At 70.0% G+C, this 19,667-nt stretch carries 12 protein-coding genes, 1 tRNA gene and 1 rRNA gene; 12 read left to right on the top strand and 2 right to left on the bottom strand.

What is annotated here, in order from left to right; genetic code table 11:
• The 3 genes from rrf to ACZ6D7_RS38945 form a co-directional block, all read left to right on the top strand.
• Positions 1–88, top strand: a 5S ribosomal RNA gene (rrf, locus tag ACZ6D7_RS38955); the annotation flags it as partial.
• A 115-nt stretch (positions 89–203) separates the two neighbouring features.
• Complete coding sequence (locus ACZ6D7_RS38950) at positions 204–866, top strand: DegT/DnrJ/EryC1/StrS family aminotransferase (RefSeq protein ID WP_469501241.1); 663 nt, start codon at positions 204–206, stop codon at positions 864–866.
• A gap of 75 nt (positions 867–941) precedes the next feature.
• Positions 942–1,017 (top strand) — tRNA-Thr (locus tag ACZ6D7_RS38945).
• Positions 1,018–1,072: 55 nt separating this feature from the next.
• Here the strand turns inward: ACZ6D7_RS38945 and ACZ6D7_RS38940 are convergent.
• Positions 1,073–3,811 carry a SpoIIE family protein phosphatase gene (locus ACZ6D7_RS38940; RefSeq protein WP_469501238.1) on the bottom strand — a complete coding sequence of 913 codons (2,739 nt, stop codon included), beginning with the start codon at positions 3,809–3,811 and terminating at the stop codon, positions 1,073–1,075.
• Between the two features lie 379 nt (positions 3,812–4,190).
• Between ACZ6D7_RS38940 and ACZ6D7_RS38935 the strand changes: the two genes are divergently transcribed.
• The 9 genes from ACZ6D7_RS38935 (at position 4,191) to ACZ6D7_RS38895 (ending at position 18,789) form a co-directional block, all read left to right on the top strand.
• Positions 4,191–9,635 (top strand): HAMP domain-containing protein, encoded by a 5,445-nt coding sequence (locus tag ACZ6D7_RS38935; protein WP_469501236.1) that lies wholly within the window; start codon positions 4,191–4,193, stop codon positions 9,633–9,635.
• Positions 9,636–9,857: 222 nt separating this feature from the next.
• Positions 9,858–10,544 (top strand): response regulator, encoded by a 687-nt coding sequence (locus ACZ6D7_RS38930; protein WP_469501234.1) that lies wholly within the window; start codon positions 9,858–9,860, stop codon positions 10,542–10,544.
• Positions 10,545–10,728: 184 nt separating this feature from the next.
• A complete protein-coding gene (locus ACZ6D7_RS38925; RefSeq protein ID WP_469501231.1) occupies positions 10,729–13,461 on the top strand; it encodes a DNA translocase FtsK in 2,733 nt (910 codons plus the stop codon).
• A 256-nt stretch (positions 13,462–13,717) separates the two neighbouring features.
• Positions 13,718–14,557 carry a helix-turn-helix domain-containing protein gene (locus ACZ6D7_RS38920; RefSeq protein ID WP_469501227.1) on the top strand — a complete coding sequence of 280 codons (840 nt, stop codon included), beginning with the start codon at positions 13,718–13,720 and terminating at the stop codon, positions 14,555–14,557.
• Positions 14,558–14,652: 95 nt separating this feature from the next.
• On the top strand, positions 14,653–16,122 hold the full coding sequence (gene rimO / locus ACZ6D7_RS38915; protein ID WP_469501225.1) for a 30S ribosomal protein S12 methylthiotransferase RimO: 1,470 nt from the start codon (positions 14,653–14,655) through the stop codon (positions 16,120–16,122).
• Positions 16,119–17,057, top strand: a complete 939-nt coding sequence (gene pgsA, locus ACZ6D7_RS38910; RefSeq protein WP_469501222.1) for a CDP-diacylglycerol--glycerol-3-phosphate 3-phosphatidyltransferase — start codon at positions 16,119–16,121, stop codon at positions 17,055–17,057. The genes rimO and pgsA overlap by 4 nt, the downstream gene beginning before the upstream one ends.
• A complete protein-coding gene (locus ACZ6D7_RS38905) occupies positions 17,054–17,599 on the top strand; it encodes a CinA family protein (protein WP_469501219.1) in 546 nt (181 codons plus the stop codon). Before pgsA ends, ACZ6D7_RS38905 begins: the two co-directional genes overlap by 4 nt.
• 109 nt (positions 17,600–17,708) lie before the next feature.
• Positions 17,709–18,089 carry a helix-turn-helix domain-containing protein gene (locus ACZ6D7_RS38900; RefSeq protein WP_351766100.1) on the top strand — a complete coding sequence of 127 codons (381 nt, stop codon included), beginning with the start codon at positions 17,709–17,711 and terminating at the stop codon, positions 18,087–18,089.
• A 406-nt stretch (positions 18,090–18,495) separates the two neighbouring features.
• A complete protein-coding gene (locus ACZ6D7_RS38895; RefSeq protein WP_469501216.1) occupies positions 18,496–18,789 on the top strand; it encodes a hypothetical protein in 294 nt (97 codons plus the stop codon).
• A gap of 91 nt (positions 18,790–18,880) precedes the next feature.
• Here ACZ6D7_RS38895 and ACZ6D7_RS38890 read toward each other — a convergent pair whose 3' ends face one another.
• Positions 18,881–19,645, bottom strand: coding sequence for an SDR family NAD(P)-dependent oxidoreductase (locus tag ACZ6D7_RS38890; RefSeq protein ID WP_469501213.1), 765 nt, complete (start codon positions 19,643–19,645; stop codon positions 18,881–18,883).
• Positions 19,646–19,667 lie beyond the last annotated feature (22 nt).

The following is a 19,667-nucleotide window of genomic DNA, read 5'->3' as shown; positions in this document are numbered from 1 at the left end:
CGGTTACATTCCGAACCCGGAAGCTAAGCCTTACAGCGCCGATGGTACTGCAGGGGGGACCCTGTGGGAGAGTAGGACACCGCCGAACAATCATTCAAAAGGGTTGGGTTCTGAACTTCGGTTCGGAGCCCAACCCTTTTTTGTTTCCCGTCACTTGAAGTTCACGTTGCGAGCCGAGCATCCACGGCATGGGTACTGCTGCAATGCTCAGAGCCGCAGGCGTCGGTGTCGGTGACGAGGTCGTCGTGCCGGCCTTCGGGAATGCCGAAGTCGCCGGGGCGGTCACCCTCGCGGGTGCGCTGCCGGTGTTCGCCGATGTGGATCCCGTGACCTACTGCCTGGATGCGGCTGCCGTCGAGGCGGTCGTAACTCCGCGGACGGCGGCCGTCGTTGTCGTCCACCGATTCGGTCGGCCGGCGGATGTCGGGCGGTTGCATGCGGTCGGGCAGCGGCATGGGCTTCTGGTGTTGGAACAGGGCGAGTCCGAGGTGCCGTACGACGAGGTCGCGCAGCGCAGGGAGCGGGCAGCGTATCTCGATGCCCGGCTGCGCGGGGTGCGGACGCCCGATGGCGGCGACGGGCACACCTACCAGCAGTACGTGGTGCGGGTGCCGGGGAACGGGCGGCCCGATCGCGACGCTTTCGCACGTGCCTTGCGGGGCAGGGGAGTTGAGTGCCGGGTGCCGGTGAAGACTCCGTTGCACCGGCTGCCCGAGTTCCGGCGGTGCGTGTCGTTGCCGCAGACCGAGCTGGCTGCCGACGAGACGCTCGCCCTGCCGGTGGACGCTTCATTGACCAAGCGGGACATGCAGCGCATCGTGGCCGCGTGCAACGCGCTCGGCGGACTGCTTCAGCCCGCCTTCTGAACGAGTTTGGGAACACCGGCCAGTTCGGGGTATGCTCTATTTCGTTGCCGCGAGGGAAACCTCGAAAAGTGACTAGCCCCCTTAGCTCAGTCGGCAGAGCGTCTCCATGGTAAGGAGAAGGTCAACGGTTCGATTCCGTTAGGGGGCTCCACGAAGAAAGCCCCCGCCCTTTCGGGCGGGGGCTTTTCTCATGCCCTTCTTCCCTTTCACGCCACCCGCATCGCCAGGATCGCCATGTCGTCGGACGGGGCGTCCGACGCGAAGCGCTCGACGGCGCGCATGATGCGGGCCGCGACCGCGCCGGCCGTCAGGCCCGTGCAGGTGGTGAGGACGTCGGCGAGACCGTCGTCGCCCAGCATGCGGGTGCCCTCGCGGCGTTCGGTGACGCCGTCCGTGACGCAGAGCAGGACGTCGCCCGGGTCGAGGGTGACCGTCTGCTCGTACAGCTCCAGGTCCTCCATGACGCCGAGGAGGGGCTGGGGTTCGGCGGCGGGCTCGACCGTGCCGTCCTGGCGAAGGCGCAGGGGGAGGGGGTGGCCGGCGCAGACGACCTTCAGTTCGGCGCTGCCGTCCTCCTGCGGGCGCATCTCGCCGTAGAGGAGGGTGAGGAAGCGGCTGCGGGCGCCCTCGTCGAGGATGGCCGAGTTGAGGCGTTCCAGGACGGCCGGGCCGCTGAGGCCCTCGCGGGCCAGGAGGCGCAGGGCGTGGCGGGCCAGGCCGGTCACGGCGGCCGCGTGCGGGCCGGTGCCGCAGACGTCGCCGATGGCGAAGCCGTAGGCGCCGTCGCTGATGGGGAAGAGGTCGTAGAAGTCGCCGCCGACCTCGTTGCCCTCGCCGGCCGCTCGGTAGATGACCTCGACCTCGACGCCGTCGATGTCGGGGAGTTCCGGGGGCAGGAGGCTGCGCTGGAGGGACTGGCTGATGGCCGTGCGCTCGGAGTAGAGGCGGGCGTTGTCGAGGGCGAGGGCCGCTCGGCGGCTGAGGTCCTCGGCGAGTTCGAGGATCTCTTGGCGGAAGTGCTCGTCGGTGGGCTTGCCGAGGGTCAGCATGCCGATGACGCGGTTGCGGGCCACCAGGGGGAGGACGACGGTCTCGCCGCCGACCGCGGAGGCCGTGGCGAGGGTCGGGCCGATGCTGGAGGACATCTGGTGGGTGGGGCCGCCGGTGAGGCCGAGGCTGCGCATGGAGCTGCGCAGGGCGGCGTTGTGCGCGGCCTCGGCGGGGGCGGCCCAGACGCGGGCGCCGGGGGTGGGCACCGGGTCCGGCGGGGCGATCTTGGAGAGGAGTGACTTGATGCCGTCGATGAGTTCCTCGTCCTCGTGCAGGACGTAGGAGAGGTACGGCTCGGAGGCCTGGTCGGCGATCGTGTAGACCGCGCACCAGGTGGCCAGCGTCGGGACGGTCATCTGGGCCATCAGGGCCAGGGTCTGGTCGCGGTCGAGGGTGCCGGCGAGGAGGTCGGAGGCCTCTACGAGGAAGCTCAGGGAACCTCGGCGCAGGCGTTCCAGTTCGCCGAGGCGGGCCGACTCGACGGCGAGCGCGATGCGGTCGGCCGCGAACTGCAGGCGCAGGGCCTCCTCGTTGGAGTAGCGGCCGGGGCCCTCGGCGGCGACGCCGAGGGAGCCCGTGAGGCGGCCCTCGACCTTCAGCGGGACCGTGACGACCGAGCGCATGCCCGTGTTGTTGAGCAGGGGGACCGCGCCGGGGACGGCGAGGAGGTCCTCATGGACGGCCGGCATGCGGGCGGAGCCGTAGCGGCCGGGGCCCGCCTCGACGGGGACGCGGGCGAAGCGCTGGCGGGCGGAGGGCAGGCCGGTGGAGGCGCGGACCTCCAGTTCCGTCTCGTCGTCGGTGGCCAGGAGCAGGAAGGCGGAGTCGCCGTCGAGCATGTCGCGGGCGCGTTCCACCGTGCGCTGGAGGAGGCCGTCGAGGTCGTCCGGGGCGGGGGAGCCGATGAAGACCTCGAAGGGGTCGGCGTTCTGGCCGTCGGCGGGGCCCGTGTCGGAGGCGGGGGCGCGTGACGGGGTCTGGAGGACGGCCCGTTCGTGGTCGCGGACCAGGAGGCAGACCGTGGAGGGCTCGCCGTCAGTGTCGCGGACGCGCAGGTGGGAGGCGTACACCGGGGTGACGCGGCCGCTGGCGCCGCGGATGCCGTAGCTGCCCTCCCAGCGGGAGAGCTGGAGGGCCTCGGCGATGCCGGTGCCGGTGCCGGGGGTGTGCGGCCAGGCCGCGAGGTCGGTGAGGGGCTTGCCGGTGACCTGGTCGGCGGCGTAGCCGAAGAGTTCCTCGGCGTCCTCGTTCCAGGCCGAGATGGCGCCCGCGCGGTCGATCTGGACGACCGCCACGCGGACGCGGCTGTCGGCGAGCGGCAGGAGGTCGGCGGGGAGGGACGGGCCGGCGGCGCGGGTGCCCACCGGGCGGTCGGGGAGGTCGAGTTGGAACCAGACCTGTTTGTGGGTCGGGGTGTACTCGACGCCCCAGCGGCTCGCGATGGCCGCGCAGAGCTGGAGGCCGCGGCCGCCCTCGCGGTCGGGGCTGCCCATGGTGGCGGGGGAGCCCTGGAGCGGGATCTCGCGTTCCGGGTAGCGGTCGGCGACCTCGACGCGTACGCCGTCCTCGGAGCGCAGGCACAGGACGTCGGCGTGGGTGCCCGCGTGGACGACCGCGTTGGTCACCAGTTCGCTGGTGAGGACCACGGCGTCGTCGACGATGTCGGCGAAGCCCCAGCCCTGGAGGGTGTCGCGGACGAAGGAGCGGGCGGTTGCGACGGATCGCCCCACGGGCTCGAAGCTGGCGGCCGCGCGCGCGGTGATCACAGAACTCCTCGGCCGGTTGTCGACGTACGGGGATCGCTGGCCGGTCCGGTCGCGCCGCTGCTGGGGCGCGCGCATGCCTGCAGGCCGGGGGTCCGGGGGCTGTCCCCCCGGGATCAGTCCGGTGGTCATGTTGCGGCCGCCCCTCCGATGCCCGCTCGTGCGCCTCGTGCCACCGCCCAGGCCGGTCAGGACCGGCGCGGCTGGACAGCCGCATGCAAGGTTACTTACCTGAACCGCCCGTGCGGATGCCGGTCAGCAGTGTTTCCGTCCCATGAGTGTGCGGACGATGTGCGAAGCTGCCGAACTGTTATGGCCGGGTTCGGCAAGGGTGAAACACTGGGCAAGCTTCTTGTGAAGGTCCGGGCAGACTGGGTGTCTTCTGACCACAGGGGGCAGCGGCTCCCGGGGTCCGCCTGATTACATCGGGCGGAAAACCCAGTGGTAACCGGCATGACGAGCAGTAGCACCCAGGCACAGCGGTAACGGTCGACCCCTGCGGGAGGGACAAGTGGAGTCTGGCGCAGCGACGCGGGGCACTAAGGCGCGCGCGAAGGGCGGACAGACCCTGAGCAGGCGGGCGCCGCGCGGTGGCACCACCGTGGTGGACACGGCGGCGCTGAACCGGCTGCTGGCCGCGCTGGTGTCCATGCGGGAAGGGAATTTCCGCAAGCGGCTCACGGTGTCCGGGGACGGCGTGATGTCGGAGATCGCGGCTGTCTTCAACGAGGTGGCCGACCGGAATCTCCATCTCACGGGTGAGTTGTCGCGCGTACGTCGCATGGTCGGCCGCGAGGGCAAGCTCACCGAGCGGCTGGAGACGGGTGCCTGTGAGGGCTCCTGGGCGACCGCGATCGACAACTCGAACGCGCTGGTGGACGACCTGGTGCGGCCGGTGTCCGAGGTCGGGCGGGTGCTGTCGGCGGTGGCCGAGGGTGATCTGTCGCCGCGGATGGAGCTGCGGACGCACACTCCGGAGGGGGCCGGGCATCCGCTGCGCGGGGAGTTCCTGAAGGTCGGGCGGACGGTCAACAACCTGGTCGACCAGCTGTCGACGTTCACCGACGAGGTCACGCGTGTGGCCAGTGAGGTGGGGACCGAGGGCAAGCTGGGCGGGCAGGCCCAGGTGCGCGGTATGTCGGGTTCGTGGAAGGACCTGACGGAGTCCGTCAACACGATGGCGTACCGGCTGACGGCGCAGGTGCGGGACATCGCGTTGGTGACGACGGCGGTGGCCAAGGGTGATCTGTCACGGAAGGTGACGGTTCATGTCGAGGGCGAGATGCTGGAGCTGAAGAACACCGTCAACACGATGGTGGACCAGCTCTCCGCGTTCTCGTCCGAGGTGACGCGCGTGGCGCGTGAGGTGGGCACCGACGGCATCCTGGGCGGTCAGGCGCAGGTGTCGGATGTCGACGGTGTGTGGAAGGAACTCACCGATTCGGTGAACACCATGGCCGGCAATCTGACGGCCCAGGTGCGCGGGGTGTCCGAGGTGATGACGGCGGTCGCCAACGGTGACCTGTCGCGGAAGGTGACCGTGCCGGCGCGCGGTGAGGTCGCGCAGCTCGCCGAGACGATCAACCAGATGACCGAGACGCTGCGGATCTTCGCGGACGAGGTCACGCGGGTGGCCAACGAGGTGGGGGCCGAGGGGCGGCTCGGCGGGCAGGCGAACGTGCCGGGCGCGGCGGGGACGTGGAAGGACCTGACGGACTCCGTCAACACCGTGTTCCGGAACCTCACCACTCAGGTGCGGGACATCGCGGCGGTGACGACGGCCGTGGCCAGTGGTGATCTGTCGCAGAAGGTCACCGTGGACGTGGCCGGCGAGATGCTGGAGCTGAAGAACACCGTCAACGGGATGGTGGACCAGCTGTCGGCGTTCGGTGCCGAGGTCACGCGGGTGGCGCGGGAGGTCGGTGTCGAGGGTGAGCTGGGCGGCCAGGCGCAGGTGTCGGGCGCGGCGGGGACGTGGAAGGACCTGACGGACTCCGTCAACACGGCGTTCCGGAACCTCACCGGACAGGTGAGGAACATCGCGCAGGTGACGACGGCCGTGGCCAACGGTGATCTGTCGCAGAAGGTCACCGTGGACGTCTCCGGCGAGATGCTCCAGCTGAAGAACACCGTGAACACGATGGTGGACCAGCTGTCGTCGTTCGCCGACCAGGTGACGCGGATGGCCCGGGACGTGGGCACCGAGGGCCGGCTGGGCGGTCAGGCCCGGGTGGACGGTGTGTCGGGCACGTGGAAGGAGCTGACGGACTCCGTCAACTCGATGGCGGGGAACCTCACCTCACAGGTGAGGAACATCGCGCAGGTGACGACGGCCGTCGCCCGGGGCGACCTCTCGCAGAAGATCGACGTGGACGCGCGCGGCGAGATCCTGGAGCTGAAGAACACCATCAACACGATGGTCGACCAGCTCTCCGCGTTCGCCGACCAGGTGACCCGGGTGGCGCGGGACGTGGGTACCGAGGGCCGGCTGGGCGGTCAGGCGCAGGTGCCCGGCGTAGCCGGTGTGTGGCGGGACCTGACCGATTCGGTGAACGGCATGGCCGGCAACCTCACGGCGCAGGTGCGCAACATCGCGCAGGTGGCCACGGCGGTGGCCCGGGGTGACCTGTCCCAGAAGATCACCGTGGACGCGCGCGGGGAGATCCTGGAGCTGAAGAACACCCTGAACACGATGGTGGACCAGCTGTCGTCGTTCGCCCAGGAGGTCACGCGGGTTGCCCGTGAGGTGGGCACGGAGGGGCAGCTCGGCGGTCAGGCCGAGGTGCAGGGTGTCTCCGGCACCTGGAAGGACCTCACGCAGTCCGTGAACTTCATGGCGAACAACCTGACCATCCAGGTGCGTCAGATCGCCGATGTCACGACCGCGGTTGCCAAGGGCGATCTGTCGAAGAAGATCACCGTCGACGCGAAGGGCGAGATCCTCGAGCTCGTCACCACCGTCAACACGATGGTGGACCAGCTGTCCTCGTTCGCCGAGCAGGTGACCCGGGTGGCCCGTGAGGTGGGCACCGAGGGCATCCTGGGCGGCCAGGCGCACGCGTCGGGCGTCACGGGCATCTGGAAGGACCTCACCGACAATGTGAACCTGATGGCCAAGAACCTGACCATGCAGGTGCGCAACATCTCCCAGGTCGCCGCGGCCGTCGCCAACGGCGATCTGACCCGTACGGTGACGATCGAGGCGCGCGGTGAGGTCCAGCAGCTCGCCGACACCTTCAACACCATGGTGAAGACGCTGAGTTCGTTCGCCGATCAGGTCACCAAGGTGGCCCGTGAGGTGGGCACGGACGGCATCCTGGGCGGTCAGGCGCATGTGCCGGGGGTGGCGGGCACGTGGAAGGACCTCACCGATTCGGTGAACGGCATGGCGTCCAACCTGACCGGCCAGGTGCGCAACATCGCCATGGTCACGACGGCCATCGCCAAGGGTGACCTGACGAAGAAGATCGACATCGACGCGCGCGGGGAGATCCTCGAGCTGAAGACGACCATCAACACGATGGTCGACCAGCTGTCGTCCTTCGCCGAGGAGGTCACGCGGGTGGCCCGCGAGGTGGGTACCGAGGGGCAGCTGGGCGGGCAGGCACGTGTGCGTGACGTCGACGGCACCTGGCGGGACCTGACCGAGTCGGTGAACGAGATGGCCGGGAACCTGACCCGGCAGGTGCGTGCCATCGCGCGCGTGGCGACCGCGGTGACCCGGGGCGATCTGAACCTGAAGATCGACGTGGACGCGTCCGGGGAGATCCAGGAACTCCAGGACTACATCAACAAGATGATCGCCAACCTGCGCGACACCACGATCGCCAACAAGGAGCAGGACTGGCTGAAGGGCAACCTCGCGCGCGTGTCGGCGCTGATGCAGGGGCGGCGGGACCTGGAGGACGTGGCCTCGCTGATCATGAGCGAGCTGCCGCCGCTGGTGGCGGCGCAGCACGGCGCGTTCTTCCTGGCGATGCCGTCGGCGGACGGCACGGACGATCTGTACGAGCTGCGGATGCTGGGGTCGTACGGCTACTCGATGGGGTCGATGCCGACCTCGTTCCGGCCGGGTGAGGCGCTGGTGGGGACGGCCGCGGAGGAGAAGCGGACGATCCTGGTGGAGAACGCGCCGAGCGGGTATCTGAAGATCTCCTCCGGGCTCGGCGAGGCGCCGCCCGCGCAGGTGATCGTGCTGCCGGTGCTGTTCGAGGGCAAGGTGCTCGGGGTGATCGAGCTGGCTTCGTTCACGCCGTTCACGCAGATCCAGAAGGACTTCCTCAACCAGCTCGCCGAGATGATCGCGACCAGCGTCAACACGATCTCCGTGAACACCAAGACGGAGCAGCTGCTGAAGCAGTCGCAGGAGCTGACCGAGCAGCTGCGGGAGCGGTCGGCGGAGTTGGAGCAGCGGCAGAAGGCCCTCCAGGCGTCCAACGCCGAACTGGAGGAGAAGGCCGAGCTGCTGGCCCAGCAGAACCGTGACATCGAGGTGAAGAACACCGAGATCGAGGAGGCGCGGCAGGTCCTGGAGGAGCGTGCCGAGCAGCTGGCGGTGTCGATGCGCTACAAGAGCGAGTTCCTCGCCAACATGTCGCACGAGCTGCGTACGCCGCTGAACTCGCTGCTGATCCTGGCGAAGCTGCTGGCCGACAACGCGGAGGGCAACCTCTCGCCGAAGCAGGTGGAGTTCGCCGAGACGATCCACGGGGCGGGTTCCGACCTGCTCCAGCTGATCAACGACATCCTCGACCTGTCGAAGGTCGAGGCGGGCAAGATGGACGTCTCGCCGACGCGGATCGCGCTCGTGCAGCTCGTGGACTACGTGGAGGCCACCTTCCGTCCGCTGACCGCGGAGAAGGGCCTCGACCTGTCCGTACGGGTCTCGCCGGAGCTGCCGGCCACCCTGCACACCGACGAGCAGCGGCTGCTCCAGGTGCTGCGCAACCTGCTGTCCAACGCGGTGAAGTTCACCGACTCCGGGTCGGTCGAGCTGGTGATCCGGCCAGCCGGGGCGGATGTTCCGGTGGCGATCAAGGAGCAGTTGCTGGAGGCCGGTTCGCTCACCGATCCGGACGCGGCGCTGATCGCGTTCTCGGTGACCGACACCGGTATCGGGATCGCGGCCAGCAAGATGCGGGTGATCTTCGAGGCGTTCAAGCAGGCGGACGGTACGACCAGTCGCAAGTACGGCGGTACGGGGCTCGGGCTGTCGATCTCGCGGGAGATCGCGCAGTTGCTGGGCGGTGAGATCCACGCGCAGAGCGAGCCGGGCCGGGGGTCGACGTTCACGCTGTATCTGCCGCTGCATCCGAGCGAGCTGCCGCCGCAGGGCTATCAGCAGGTCGCGCCCGCGCTGGAGGCCGGGGACCTGGTGGCCTCGGAGAACGGGGCGGCGGAGCTGTCGGAGCTGGCCGAGGTGGAGATCGAGACGCCGGCCGAGGTGAAGTCGTACCAGGAGACCCAGAACGGGGCGGCCGCGCTCTTCCGGCGCCGGCGGCGGTCCGCGAACGGCGGTGAGCGGCATGTCGGGGAGCCGGAGCAGTGGCCGGCTCCGCATGGGCAGCGCACCATCCGGTTCGGCGGGGAGAAGGTGCTGATCGTCGACGACGACATCCGCAATGTGTTCGCGCTGACCAGCGTGCTGGAGCAGCACGGACTGTCGGTGCTGTACGCGGAGAACGGCCGGGAGGGCATCGAGGTCCTGGAGCAGCACGACGACGTGGCGGTCGTGCTGATGGACATCATGATGCCGGAGATGGACGGGTACGCGACGACGACGGCGATCCGTCGGATGCCGCAGTTCTCGGGGCTGCCGATCATCGCGCTGACGGCGAAGGCGATGAAGGGCGACCGGGAGAAGGCGATCGAGTCGGGGGCTTCCGACTATGTGACGAAGCCGGTCGATCCCGATCATCTGCTATCGGTGATGGAGCAGTGGATGCGAGAGGCATGAGGAGTTGCTGACTCACGGTGTCCGCGGCCGTGTAGCGGGGCGGGATTCGGGGAACCTTCTGGTCCCCTGCTGCGTTCCTGCTACGTGCACAGTGACATCACGGTGACAGGGTGTGGCGACGGTCGGGGTGCGGCTACCATGACCGGCACAAGGAAGGGCGGCGCAAAGGAGTCGTCCCCAGGGGCGGCGCCCGGTGCACTGCCGGGGCGAGGAGGGCGGGCCATGGTGCAGAAGGCCAAGATCCTCCTGGTCGATGACCGGCCGGAGAATCTGCTGGCGCTGGAGGCGATCCTCTCTGCGCTCGATCAGACGCTGGTGCGGGCATCGTCCGGGGAAGAGGCGCTCAAAGCACTGCTGACGGACGACTTCGCGGTCATTCTGCTGGACGTCCAGATGCCGGGAATGGACGGATTCGAAACGGCCGCGCACATCAAGCGGCGAGAACGCACCAGGGACATCCCGATCATCTTCCTGACGGCGATCAACCACGGCCCGCACCACACCTTCCGGGGGTACGCGGCCGGCGCGGTGGACTACATCTCCAAGCCGTTCGACCCGTGGGTGCTGCGCGCGAAGGTCTCCGTGTTCGTCGAGCTGTACATGAAGAACTGCCAGCTGCGGGAGCAGGCGGCGCTGCTACGGCTCCAGTTGGAGGGTGGCGGCAAGGCCGCGGCGGGCGGTGGTGCCAAGGAGTCGGCGGGGCTGCTCGCCGAGCTGTCGGCGCGGCTCGCGGCCGTCGAGGAGCAGGCCGAGGCCCTGTCCAAGCAGCTCGACGACGAGTCGGCGGACGCAGCGGCGGTGGCCACGGCGGCCCACCTGGAGCGCAAACTCACCGGCCTGCGGCGGGCGCTGGACGCGCTGGAGCCGGGCACTGGCGGCGGTGCGGCCGCACTGCCGTCGCAGAACTGACATGAGGGGCGGGACCGGTTGGGCGTGAAGGTGCCTCAGTTCCGCCCCTTCTCAAGGGTGATGCCGCGGGTTTCCCCCGCCGTGAAGCGGACGCGTCAGTTCCGCGCCTTCGTGGCAGCGACACGAACGGGTGAAGCAGTGGGCACGCGTGTCCCCTGTGGCCTCCCCCGGTAACCTCACACCCATGGCCTCACGTCCCTCCGCAGCCAAGAAGCAGCCCGCCAAGAAGGCGGCCGCTCCCTCGAAGGCTCCGGCGAAGAAGGCCGCCGCGAAGAAGGCCCCGGCCAAGAAGGCGCCCGCCAGGAAGGCCGCGGCGAAGAAGTCCGCGCCGGCGCCCAAGCCGGCGCCGAGTCCCACCGGGGGCGTGTACCGCCTGGTGCGCGCCGTCTGGCTCGGTCTGGCGCACGCCATCGGCGCCGTCTTCCGCGGCATAGGGAACGGCGCCAAGAACCTCGACCCGGCCCACCGCAAGGACGGCCTCGCGCTGCTGCTGTTCGCCGTCGCGCTGATCGTCGCCGCGGGCACCTGGGCGGATCTGCGCGGCCCCGTCGGGGACCTCGTCGAGATCCTGGTGACCGGTTCCTTCGGCCGGCTCGACCTGTTGGTGCCGATCCTGGTCGCGGCCATCGCCGTGCGCTTCATCCGTCACCCCGAGCAGCCCGAGGCCAACGGGCGGATCGTGATCGGCCTGTCCGCGCTCGTCATCGGCGTGCTCGGCCAGGTCCACATCGCCTGCGGCTCGCCCGCCCGCAGTGACGGCATGCAGGCGATAAGGGACGCCGGCGGCCTCATCGGCTGGGGCGCGGCGACCCCGCTGACGTACTCCATGGGCGAGGTGCTCGCCGTACCGCTGCTGGTGCTGCTGACGGTCTTCGGGCTGCTGGTCGTCACGGCAACCCCGGTCAACGCGATCCCGCAGCGGCTGCGGGCGCTCGGGGTGCGGCTGGGTGTGCTGGACGACCCCGAGGCGGAGGACGCCGACGCGTTCGCCGACGACGACGCGCGCTACGACGAGCAGTGGCGCGAGGCGCTGCCCGGGCGCCCCCGCCGCCGCTCGGGCGGCCCGCGGGCGTACGACCCCGACGACGCCGAGCAGGAGGCCCTCTCACAGCGCCGTGGCCGTCCCCGGCGCTCCGCCGTGCCGCAGCCCGCGATGGACCGCCGGCTGGACGCCGTGGACATCGCCGCGGCCGCCGCCGCGGACCTCGACGGGGCCGTGCTGCACGGCATGCCGCCCTCGCCGCTCGTCGCCGATCTCACCCAGGGCGTCGGCGTCGGCGACCGTGAGCCGACCACACCGACACCGGTGCCGGCCGCGCGGCCCCGGCAGGAGAAGCTCAAGGCGGCCGATCGGACCGGGGCCGTACCGGATCTCACCAAGGCGCCCCCGGAGGCGATGCGCGACCTGCCGCCGCGGGCCGAGCAGCTCCAGCTCTCCGGGGACATCACGTACTCCCTGCCGTCGCTCGACCTCCTCACGCGCGGGGGCCCCGGCAAGGCGCGCAGCGCCGCCAACGACGCCGTGGTCGCCTCGCTGACGAACGTCTTCACCGAGTTCAAGGTCGACGCCGCCGTCACCGGCTTCACGCGCGGGCCGACGGTCACGCGGTACGAGGTCGAGCTGGGCCCCGCCGTGAAGGTCGAGCGGATCACCGCGCTGACCAAGAACATCGCGTACGCCGTGGCCAGCCCGGATGTGCGGATCATCAGCCCGATCCCCGGCAAGTCGGCCGTCGGCATCGAGATCCCGAACACCGACCGGGAGATGGTCAACCTCGGGGACGTCCTGCGGCTCGCGGACGCGGCCGAGGACGACCACCCGATGCTGGTCGCGCTCGGCAAGGACGTCGAGGGCGGCTACGTGATGGCCAACCTGGCGAAGATGCCGCACATCCTGGTGGCCGGAGCCACCGGTTCCGGCAAGTCGTCCTGCATCAACTGCCTCATCACGTCGGTCATGGTCCGCGCGACCCCCGAGGACGTGCGGATGGTCCTCGTCGACCCCAAGCGCGTCGAGCTGACGGCGTACGAGGGCATCCCGCACCTGATCACGCCGATCATCACCAACCCCAAGCGGGCCGCCGAGGCGCTCCAGTGGGTCGTGCGCGAGATGGACCTGCGCTACGACGACCTCGCCGCGTACGGCTTCCGGCACATCGACGACTTCAACGAGGCCATAAGGAACGGCAAGGTCAAGCCGCCCGAGGGCAGTGAGCGGGAGCTTCAGCCGTACCCGTACCTGCTGGTGATCGTCGACGAGCTGGCCGACCTGATGATGGTCGCCCCGCGGGACGTCGAGGACGCGATCGTGCGGATCACGCAGCTCGCGCGCGCGGCCGGCATCCATCTGGTGCTGGCCACGCAGCGCCCGTCGGTCGACGTCGTCACCGGTCTGATCAAGGCGAACGTGCCCTCGCGGCTGGCCTTCGCCACCTCCTCGCTCGCCGACTCGCGGGTCATCCTCGACCAGCCGGGCGCCGAGAAGCTGATCGGCAAGGGCGACGGGCTGTTCCTGCCGATGGGGGCGAACAAGCCGACCCGTATGCAGGGGGCGTTCGTCACCGAGGCCGAGGTCGCGCTGGTCGTGCAGCACTGCAAGGACCAGATGGCGCCGGTCTTCCGGGACGACGTCACCGTCGGCACCAAGCAGAAGAAGGAGATCGACGAGGACATCGGCGACGACCTCGACCTGCTGTGCCAGGCGGCCGAGCTGGTCGTCTCCACCCAGTTCGGGTCGACCTCGATGCTCCAGCGCAAGCTGCGGGTCGGCTTCGCCAAGGCCGGCCGGCTGATGGACCTCATGGAGTCGCGCAACATCGTCGGACCCAGCGAGGGATCCAAGGCGCGCGACGTTCTCGTGAAACCGGATGAACTGGACGGCGTGCTCGCGGTGATCCGTGGGGAGTCTGAGGGGTAGGTGTCCGGTGGAGGGGTACGCGCGACCGTGACTCACCCGTTAGAGATCTCAGGGCAACCGTTTCCCCTTGACGTACGTCCAGTTGAGCGAGAGGACAGGTACGACTTTCAACCGAGGGTTCGTGCCTGGCCCGTCATCGGATTGTCCGGCCATTCCGATGGCGTACAAAGTCGTACCGCCCGGTTGCCCCTCCCTTTGGCACCCCCCCTAGACTGAACCTCCAGCACAGGTGGCTACACGCTCGAAAGGCGCCCCCGTGTCCATCGGCAACTCCCCTGAAGACGAGCGTCCGTTCGAAGACCCGTCCGAGGAAGCCCACTTCTCGATCGGCCGTGCCCTGCGTGAGGCACGCACCGCGGCCGGGCTGACCGTCGACGACGTCAGTACCGCCACCCGGGTCCGTATCGCCATCGTCCATGCCATCGAGGCCGACGACTTCGCCCCCTGCGGCGGGGACGTCTACGCGCGCGGGCACATCCGGACGCTGGCCAGGGCCGTCCACCTCGACCCCGCCCCGCTGATGGAGCAGTTCGACGCCGCCCACGGCGGCCGCCCGGCGCCGACCGCGCCCGCGCCCATGTTCGAGGCGGAGCGCATCCGCCCCGAGCGGCGCGGGCCGAACTGGACCGCGGCGATGGTCGCCGCGATCGTCGCCGTGATCGGCTTCGTCGGCTTCACCGCGTTCAAGGGCGGCGACGACGGCGGGACGAAGGAACAGGTCGCCGAGGGCACCACCCCGGCGGCCAGCGCCACCGCCTCGCCCACTCCCAAGACCGAGAAGCCCGTCGACGAGAAGCCCGATCCCTCCGACAGCGCCATCGCCGCGGCGCCCCAGGACAAGGTGACCGTCAAGGTCAGCGCCACGGACGGCCGCAGCTGGATCTCCGCCAAGGACCACAACGGCCGGCTGCTCTTCGACGACATCCTCAAGCAGGGCGAGTCCAAGACCTTCCAGGACAGCGAGAAGATCAACCTCGTCCTCGGCGACGCCGGGGCGATCGACCTCTTCGTGAACGGCAAGAAGATCGAGGACGACTTCCAGCCGGGCGCGGTGGAGCGCCTCACCTACACGAAGGGCGACCCGCAGGCCGGGTAAGAGGTCCGTAGATCCGTAGGTCCGTACACGGGGTTGGCGAAGATCGCCAACCCCGTCGACGTTCGGTGTCGGTGGGACAAAGTAGTCTTGAGCCCATGCCTGAACGCCGTACCGTCGCACTCGTCACCCTTGGCTGCGCCCGTAACGAGGTGGACTCGGAGGAGCTCGCAGGCCGTTTGGAGGCGGACGGCTGGCAGCTCGTAGAGGACGCCGAGGACGCGGACGTCGCCGTCGTCAACACCTGTGGCTTCGTCGAGGCCGCCAAGAAGGACTCCGTCGACGCCCTCCTGGAGGCCAACGACCTCAAGGGGCACGGCAGAACCCAGGCCGTCGTGGCGGTGGGCTGCATGGCCGAGCGCTACGGCAAGGAACTCGCCGACGCCCTCCCCGAGGCCGACGGCGTGCTCGGATTCGACGACTACGCGGACATCTCCGACCGCCTCCAGACCATCCTGAACGGCGGCATCCACGCCTCCCACACCCCGCGCGACCGGCGCAAGCTGCTGCCGATCAGCCCGGCGGAGCGGCAGTCCGCGACCGACGTGGCCCTGCCGGGGCACGGCGCTCCCGTGGACCTCCCCGAGGGCCTCGCCCCGGAGTCCGGCCCCCGCGCGCCGCTGCGCCGCCGGCTCGACGGCGCCCCGGTCGCCTCGGTCAAGCTCGCCTCCGGCTGCGACCGGCGCTGCTCCTTCTGCGCCATCCCGTCCTTCCGCGGCTCCTTCATCTCGCGCCGGCCGAGCGATGTGCTGAACGAGACGCGCTGGCTCGCCGAGCAGGGCGTCAAGGAGATCATGCTGGTCTCCGAGAACAACACCTCCTACGGCAAGGACCTCGGCGACATCCGGCTGCTGGAGTCCCTGCTGCCGGAGCTGGCGGAGATCGACGGCCTGGAGCGGGTGCGGGTCAGCTACCTCCAGCCCGCCGAGATGCGGCCCGGCCTGATCGACGTGCTGACCTCCACGCCCAAGATCGCGCCCTACTTCGACCTCTCCTTCCAGCACTCCGCGCCCGCCGTGCTGCGCGCGATGCGCCGCTTCGGCGACACCGACCGCTTCCTGGAGCTGCTCGACACCATCCGGAGCAAGGCGCCCCAGGCGGGCGTGCGCTCCAACTTCATCGTGGGCTTCCCCGGTGAGTCCGAGGCCGACCTCGCCGAGCTGGAGCGATTCCTGGACGGCGCGCGACTGGACGCCATCGGCGTCTTCGGATACTCCGACGAGGAGGGAACCGAGGCCGCGACCTACGGCGACAAGCTCGACGAGGAGGTCGTCGCCGAGCGGCTCGCCCGCGTCTCCCGGCTCGCCGAGGAACTCGTCTCGCAGCGCGCCGAGGAGCGCCTCGGCGAGACGGTCCACGTGCTCGTGGAGTCCATCGACGAGGACGGCGTGTACGGCCGAGGCGCGCACCAGGCGCCGGAGACGGACGGCCAGGTGCTGCTCACATCGGGCGAGGGGCTGAGTATCGGCCGTATGGTCGAGGCGAAGGTGGTCGGTACGGAGGGTGTCGACCTCGTGGCCGAGCCTCTTCAGGGCTCGTTCGGGTGTAGTGAGGAGGCGGGCAGATGACGGGTGTTCCGGCGTCGGCTGCGGGCGGCTCCGCGCGGGCGAAGAGGGCCGGCGCCACGGCGGACGTGTCGGGTGCCGAGGTGTCTGCCGCTGCTGCCATGACCGGCTCCTCCTCCGCCGATGAGACGGCCGGTGCGCCACGTGCGACCGGTGCGGCCGGTGCGGCCGGCGTGACCGGTCCAGCCCGTGCAGCTGGTGCGGCCCGTGCGGTCGATCCGGCTGATTCCGCTGATTCTGCTGATTCGGTTGCCGATTCGGCCGCCGGTTTCGCGGGTGACTCCGCCGTGGGCGACGGCTCCTCCGGGAAGGCGCCGCGAGGCGGGAAGCTGACGGCCGCGGCCGTCAACCAGGCGAGTGTCTGGAACATCGCCAATCTGCTGACGATGCTGCGGCTGATCCTGGTGCCCGGCTTCGTCATGCTGATGCTGGCCGACGGCGGATACGACCCGGCGTGGCGTTCGCTCGCCTGGGCGGCCTTCGCGATCGCCATGATCACCGACCTGTTCGACGGGCACCTGGCGCGGACGTACAACCTCGTCACCGACTTCGGGAAGATCGCCGACCCCATCGCCGACAAGGCGATCATGGGAGCGGCGCTGATCTGCCTCTCCGCGCTCGGCGACCTGCCGTGGTGGGTGACGATCGTGATCCTCGGCCGGGAACTGGGTATCACGCTGCTGCGTTTCATCGTCATCCGGTACGGAGTGATCCCGGCGAGCCGGGGCGGCAAGCTCAAGACGCTCACCCAGGGCGTGGCCGTCGGCATGTACGTCCTGGCACTGACGGGGTGGCTGGCCACTCTGAGGTGGTGGGTGATGGCTGCGGCGGTCGTCCTGACCGTGGTCACCGGGCTCGACTATGTGAGACAGGCCATTGTGCTGCGCAGGCAGGGAATCGCCGAGCGCCAGGCCGCGTCGGAGGAGACGGAAGCGTGAATTCCACGGCCACTGACGTGGTGCGACTACTCACGGTGAGCGGCGGGACGCTGGCCGTGGCCGAGTCGCTGACGGGTGGCCTGGTGGCGGCGGAGATCACATCGGTCCCTGGGGCGTCCAAGGTGTTCCGGGGGTCGGTCACGGCCTACGCCACCGGGCTCAAGGCCGAACTCCTCGGTGTCGACCCCGGTCTGCTGGCCGCCCGTGGGGCCGTGGATCCGCAGGTCGCGGCCCAGATGGCGGCCGGCGTCCGCAAGGCTCTGGGCGCCGACTGGGGTGTGGCGACCACCGGTGTGGCCGGTCCCGACACCCAGGACGGTCAGCCCGTCGGGACGGTCTTCGTGGCCGTGGACGGGCCGTTCGGGGCGGAATCCCGTTCCGCCTCTGGCGGAAAAGTGGAGGCCCTGCGGTTGAACGGCGACCGCGCGGAAATTCGTAGAGAGAGTGTACGGAGCGTACTCGCACTGCTCCTGAAGGAGCTCGCGGGCGAACACACCGGGAATGAGCGGGCACAGGATACGGAACAGAACGGGGGGTTTTGATGTTTGCAGCCCTGAGTGAACACGACATCGCTCCCCGCACGGCCGCAGCGCGAGGCGGTACGGTGGGGCGTGAAGGATGCGGCTACGCGGTCCGAGGAGGGAGCCACCGATGATTCTGCTCCGTCGCCTGCTGGGTGACGTGCTGCGTCGGCAGCGCCAGCGCCAGGGCCGTACTCTGCGCGAAGTCTCCTCGTCCGCCCGAGTCTCACTCGGCTATCTCTCCGAGGTGGAGCGGGGGCAGAAGGAGGCTTCCTCCGAGCTGCTCTCCGCCATCTGCGACGCGCTGGACGTACGGATGTCCGAGCTCATGCGGGAAGTGAGCGACGAGCTCGCTCTCGCCGAGCTGGCCCAGTCGGCTGCGGCCACCCCCAGGGAGCCTGTGCCCACGTCGGTTCGTCCGATGCTGGGTTCCGTGTCGGTGACCGGTGTGCCGCCGGAGCGAGTGACCATCAAGGCACCCGCCGAGGCGGTGGACGTGGTCGCCGCGTGAGGTTCACGCGCGTGGGTGCCTGAGCGTCCGACGTGCGAGTGTGAGGCCCCGGCCGGGGCTTCTCCGGGGAGACCCGGGGGAGTGCGGTCGGGGTTTTTCGCGTCTTTCGGGGTGCTTCGCGTCTTGGGGGCAGGGGCAGGGGCAGGGGCAGGGGGCGGGAGCGGGCGGTTCGCGGGGTTCGAGGGGTTCGAGGGGCGAGGGGTTCAGGGGCAGGGGGCGCAGGGTTCGGGGCGAGGGAACCAGCGGCAAGGGGTTCGCAGGGTTCAGGGGTGGGCGCTGGTGCCCCGGGTGCGTTTGCCGGTGCTGGGGGCTGCGGTCATCGTGGAGGGGCGCGGGCCGCGGGCACGGGCACTGTGGGCGTGGCGAGTGTGCGGGCTCGGTGGGCTCGGTGCGGGAGGTGAGGGCCATGGAGGGCCGGATAGTGCGCCGGGGGGCCGCTGTGGGGCTCGGTGCCGTGTGGTGGTGGGCCGTGGTCCGGCTGGCGGTGGCGCCCGGTGCCGGTGTGCTGGAGGGGGCGGTCGCCGCCGGAGGGTGGGGGCTGAGTCTGCTGCCGGTGCACTGTGTGGCCAAGGCGCGGGCCATGGGGGCGGTTGCGGTGGGGCGGTGGGGGGTGGCTTGGCGCTCGGGTGTGGGGGGTCGGGGTGGGGAAGGGAGCGGGGAGGGGGGCTCTGGGGGTGTGGGAGTGTCTGGGGAGGTGTGAGAGTTCCGGGGGTGCGGGTGCTTCAGGTGTTTCGGGTGCCGGTGCTTCGAGTGCGGGTGCTTCGGCTGGGGGTGGGGTGTGGGGGCGCCGGTTACCAGGGCATGGCCACGCCGCCGTTCGGGCGGAGGATCTGGCCTGTCGTGAAGGCCGACGCGTCCGAGGCCAGGTGCAGCACGGCGTGGGCCACGTCCTCGGGGGCGCCCACTCGGCCCAGGGGTGACATACGCGACATGAGCGCCTCGATGTGCGCCTGTGCGCCGGTGTCGTGGCGGTCGGTCATGGGGGTGCGGATCCAGCCCGGGGCGACGGCGTTGACCCGGATGCCGTACCGGCCGACCTCGTTCGCCAGGGTCTTGGTCAGCTGGACCACGGCCGCCTTGGCGGCTCCGTAGCAGAGCAGACCGGGGCCGCCGGTGTCCACGGCGCCCGAAGCCATGGTCACGATGCTGCCGCCGCTGTCGTGCGCGATCATCATGCGGGCGGCCTCCTGGCAGGCGTACAGCACACCCTTGAAGTTGACGTTCAGGACCCGGTCGAGGTCCTCGTCGCGGGTCTCCAGGACGGGGCTGCTGTGCATGATCCCGGCGGCAGCGGCCATCACGTCCAGTCGCTCGCAGCACTCGACGGCCTGCCGGACCTGGACCCGGTCGGTGACGTCGAGGTGGTGTGTACGGGCGGTCCCGCCGAGGTCCTTGATGAGCGTCGCCGTCTCGTGCAGGCCCGTCGCGTCGAGGTCCGCGCCGTGCACGGTGGCGCCGGCCTGGGCGAGCAGGAGGGCGCAGGCACGGCCGATTCCGCTCGCGGCGCCGGTGACGAATGCGGTGCGCCCGGTGAGGTCGTACGCCTTCACGGCCATGAAGGGACGGTACGAGGGTTTC

Source organism: Streptomyces sp. NPDC041784 (assembly GCF_055591025.1).
The sequence above is the reverse complement of the archived record's forward strand: the minus strand, read 5'-3'. Positions and strand labels throughout refer to the sequence as shown.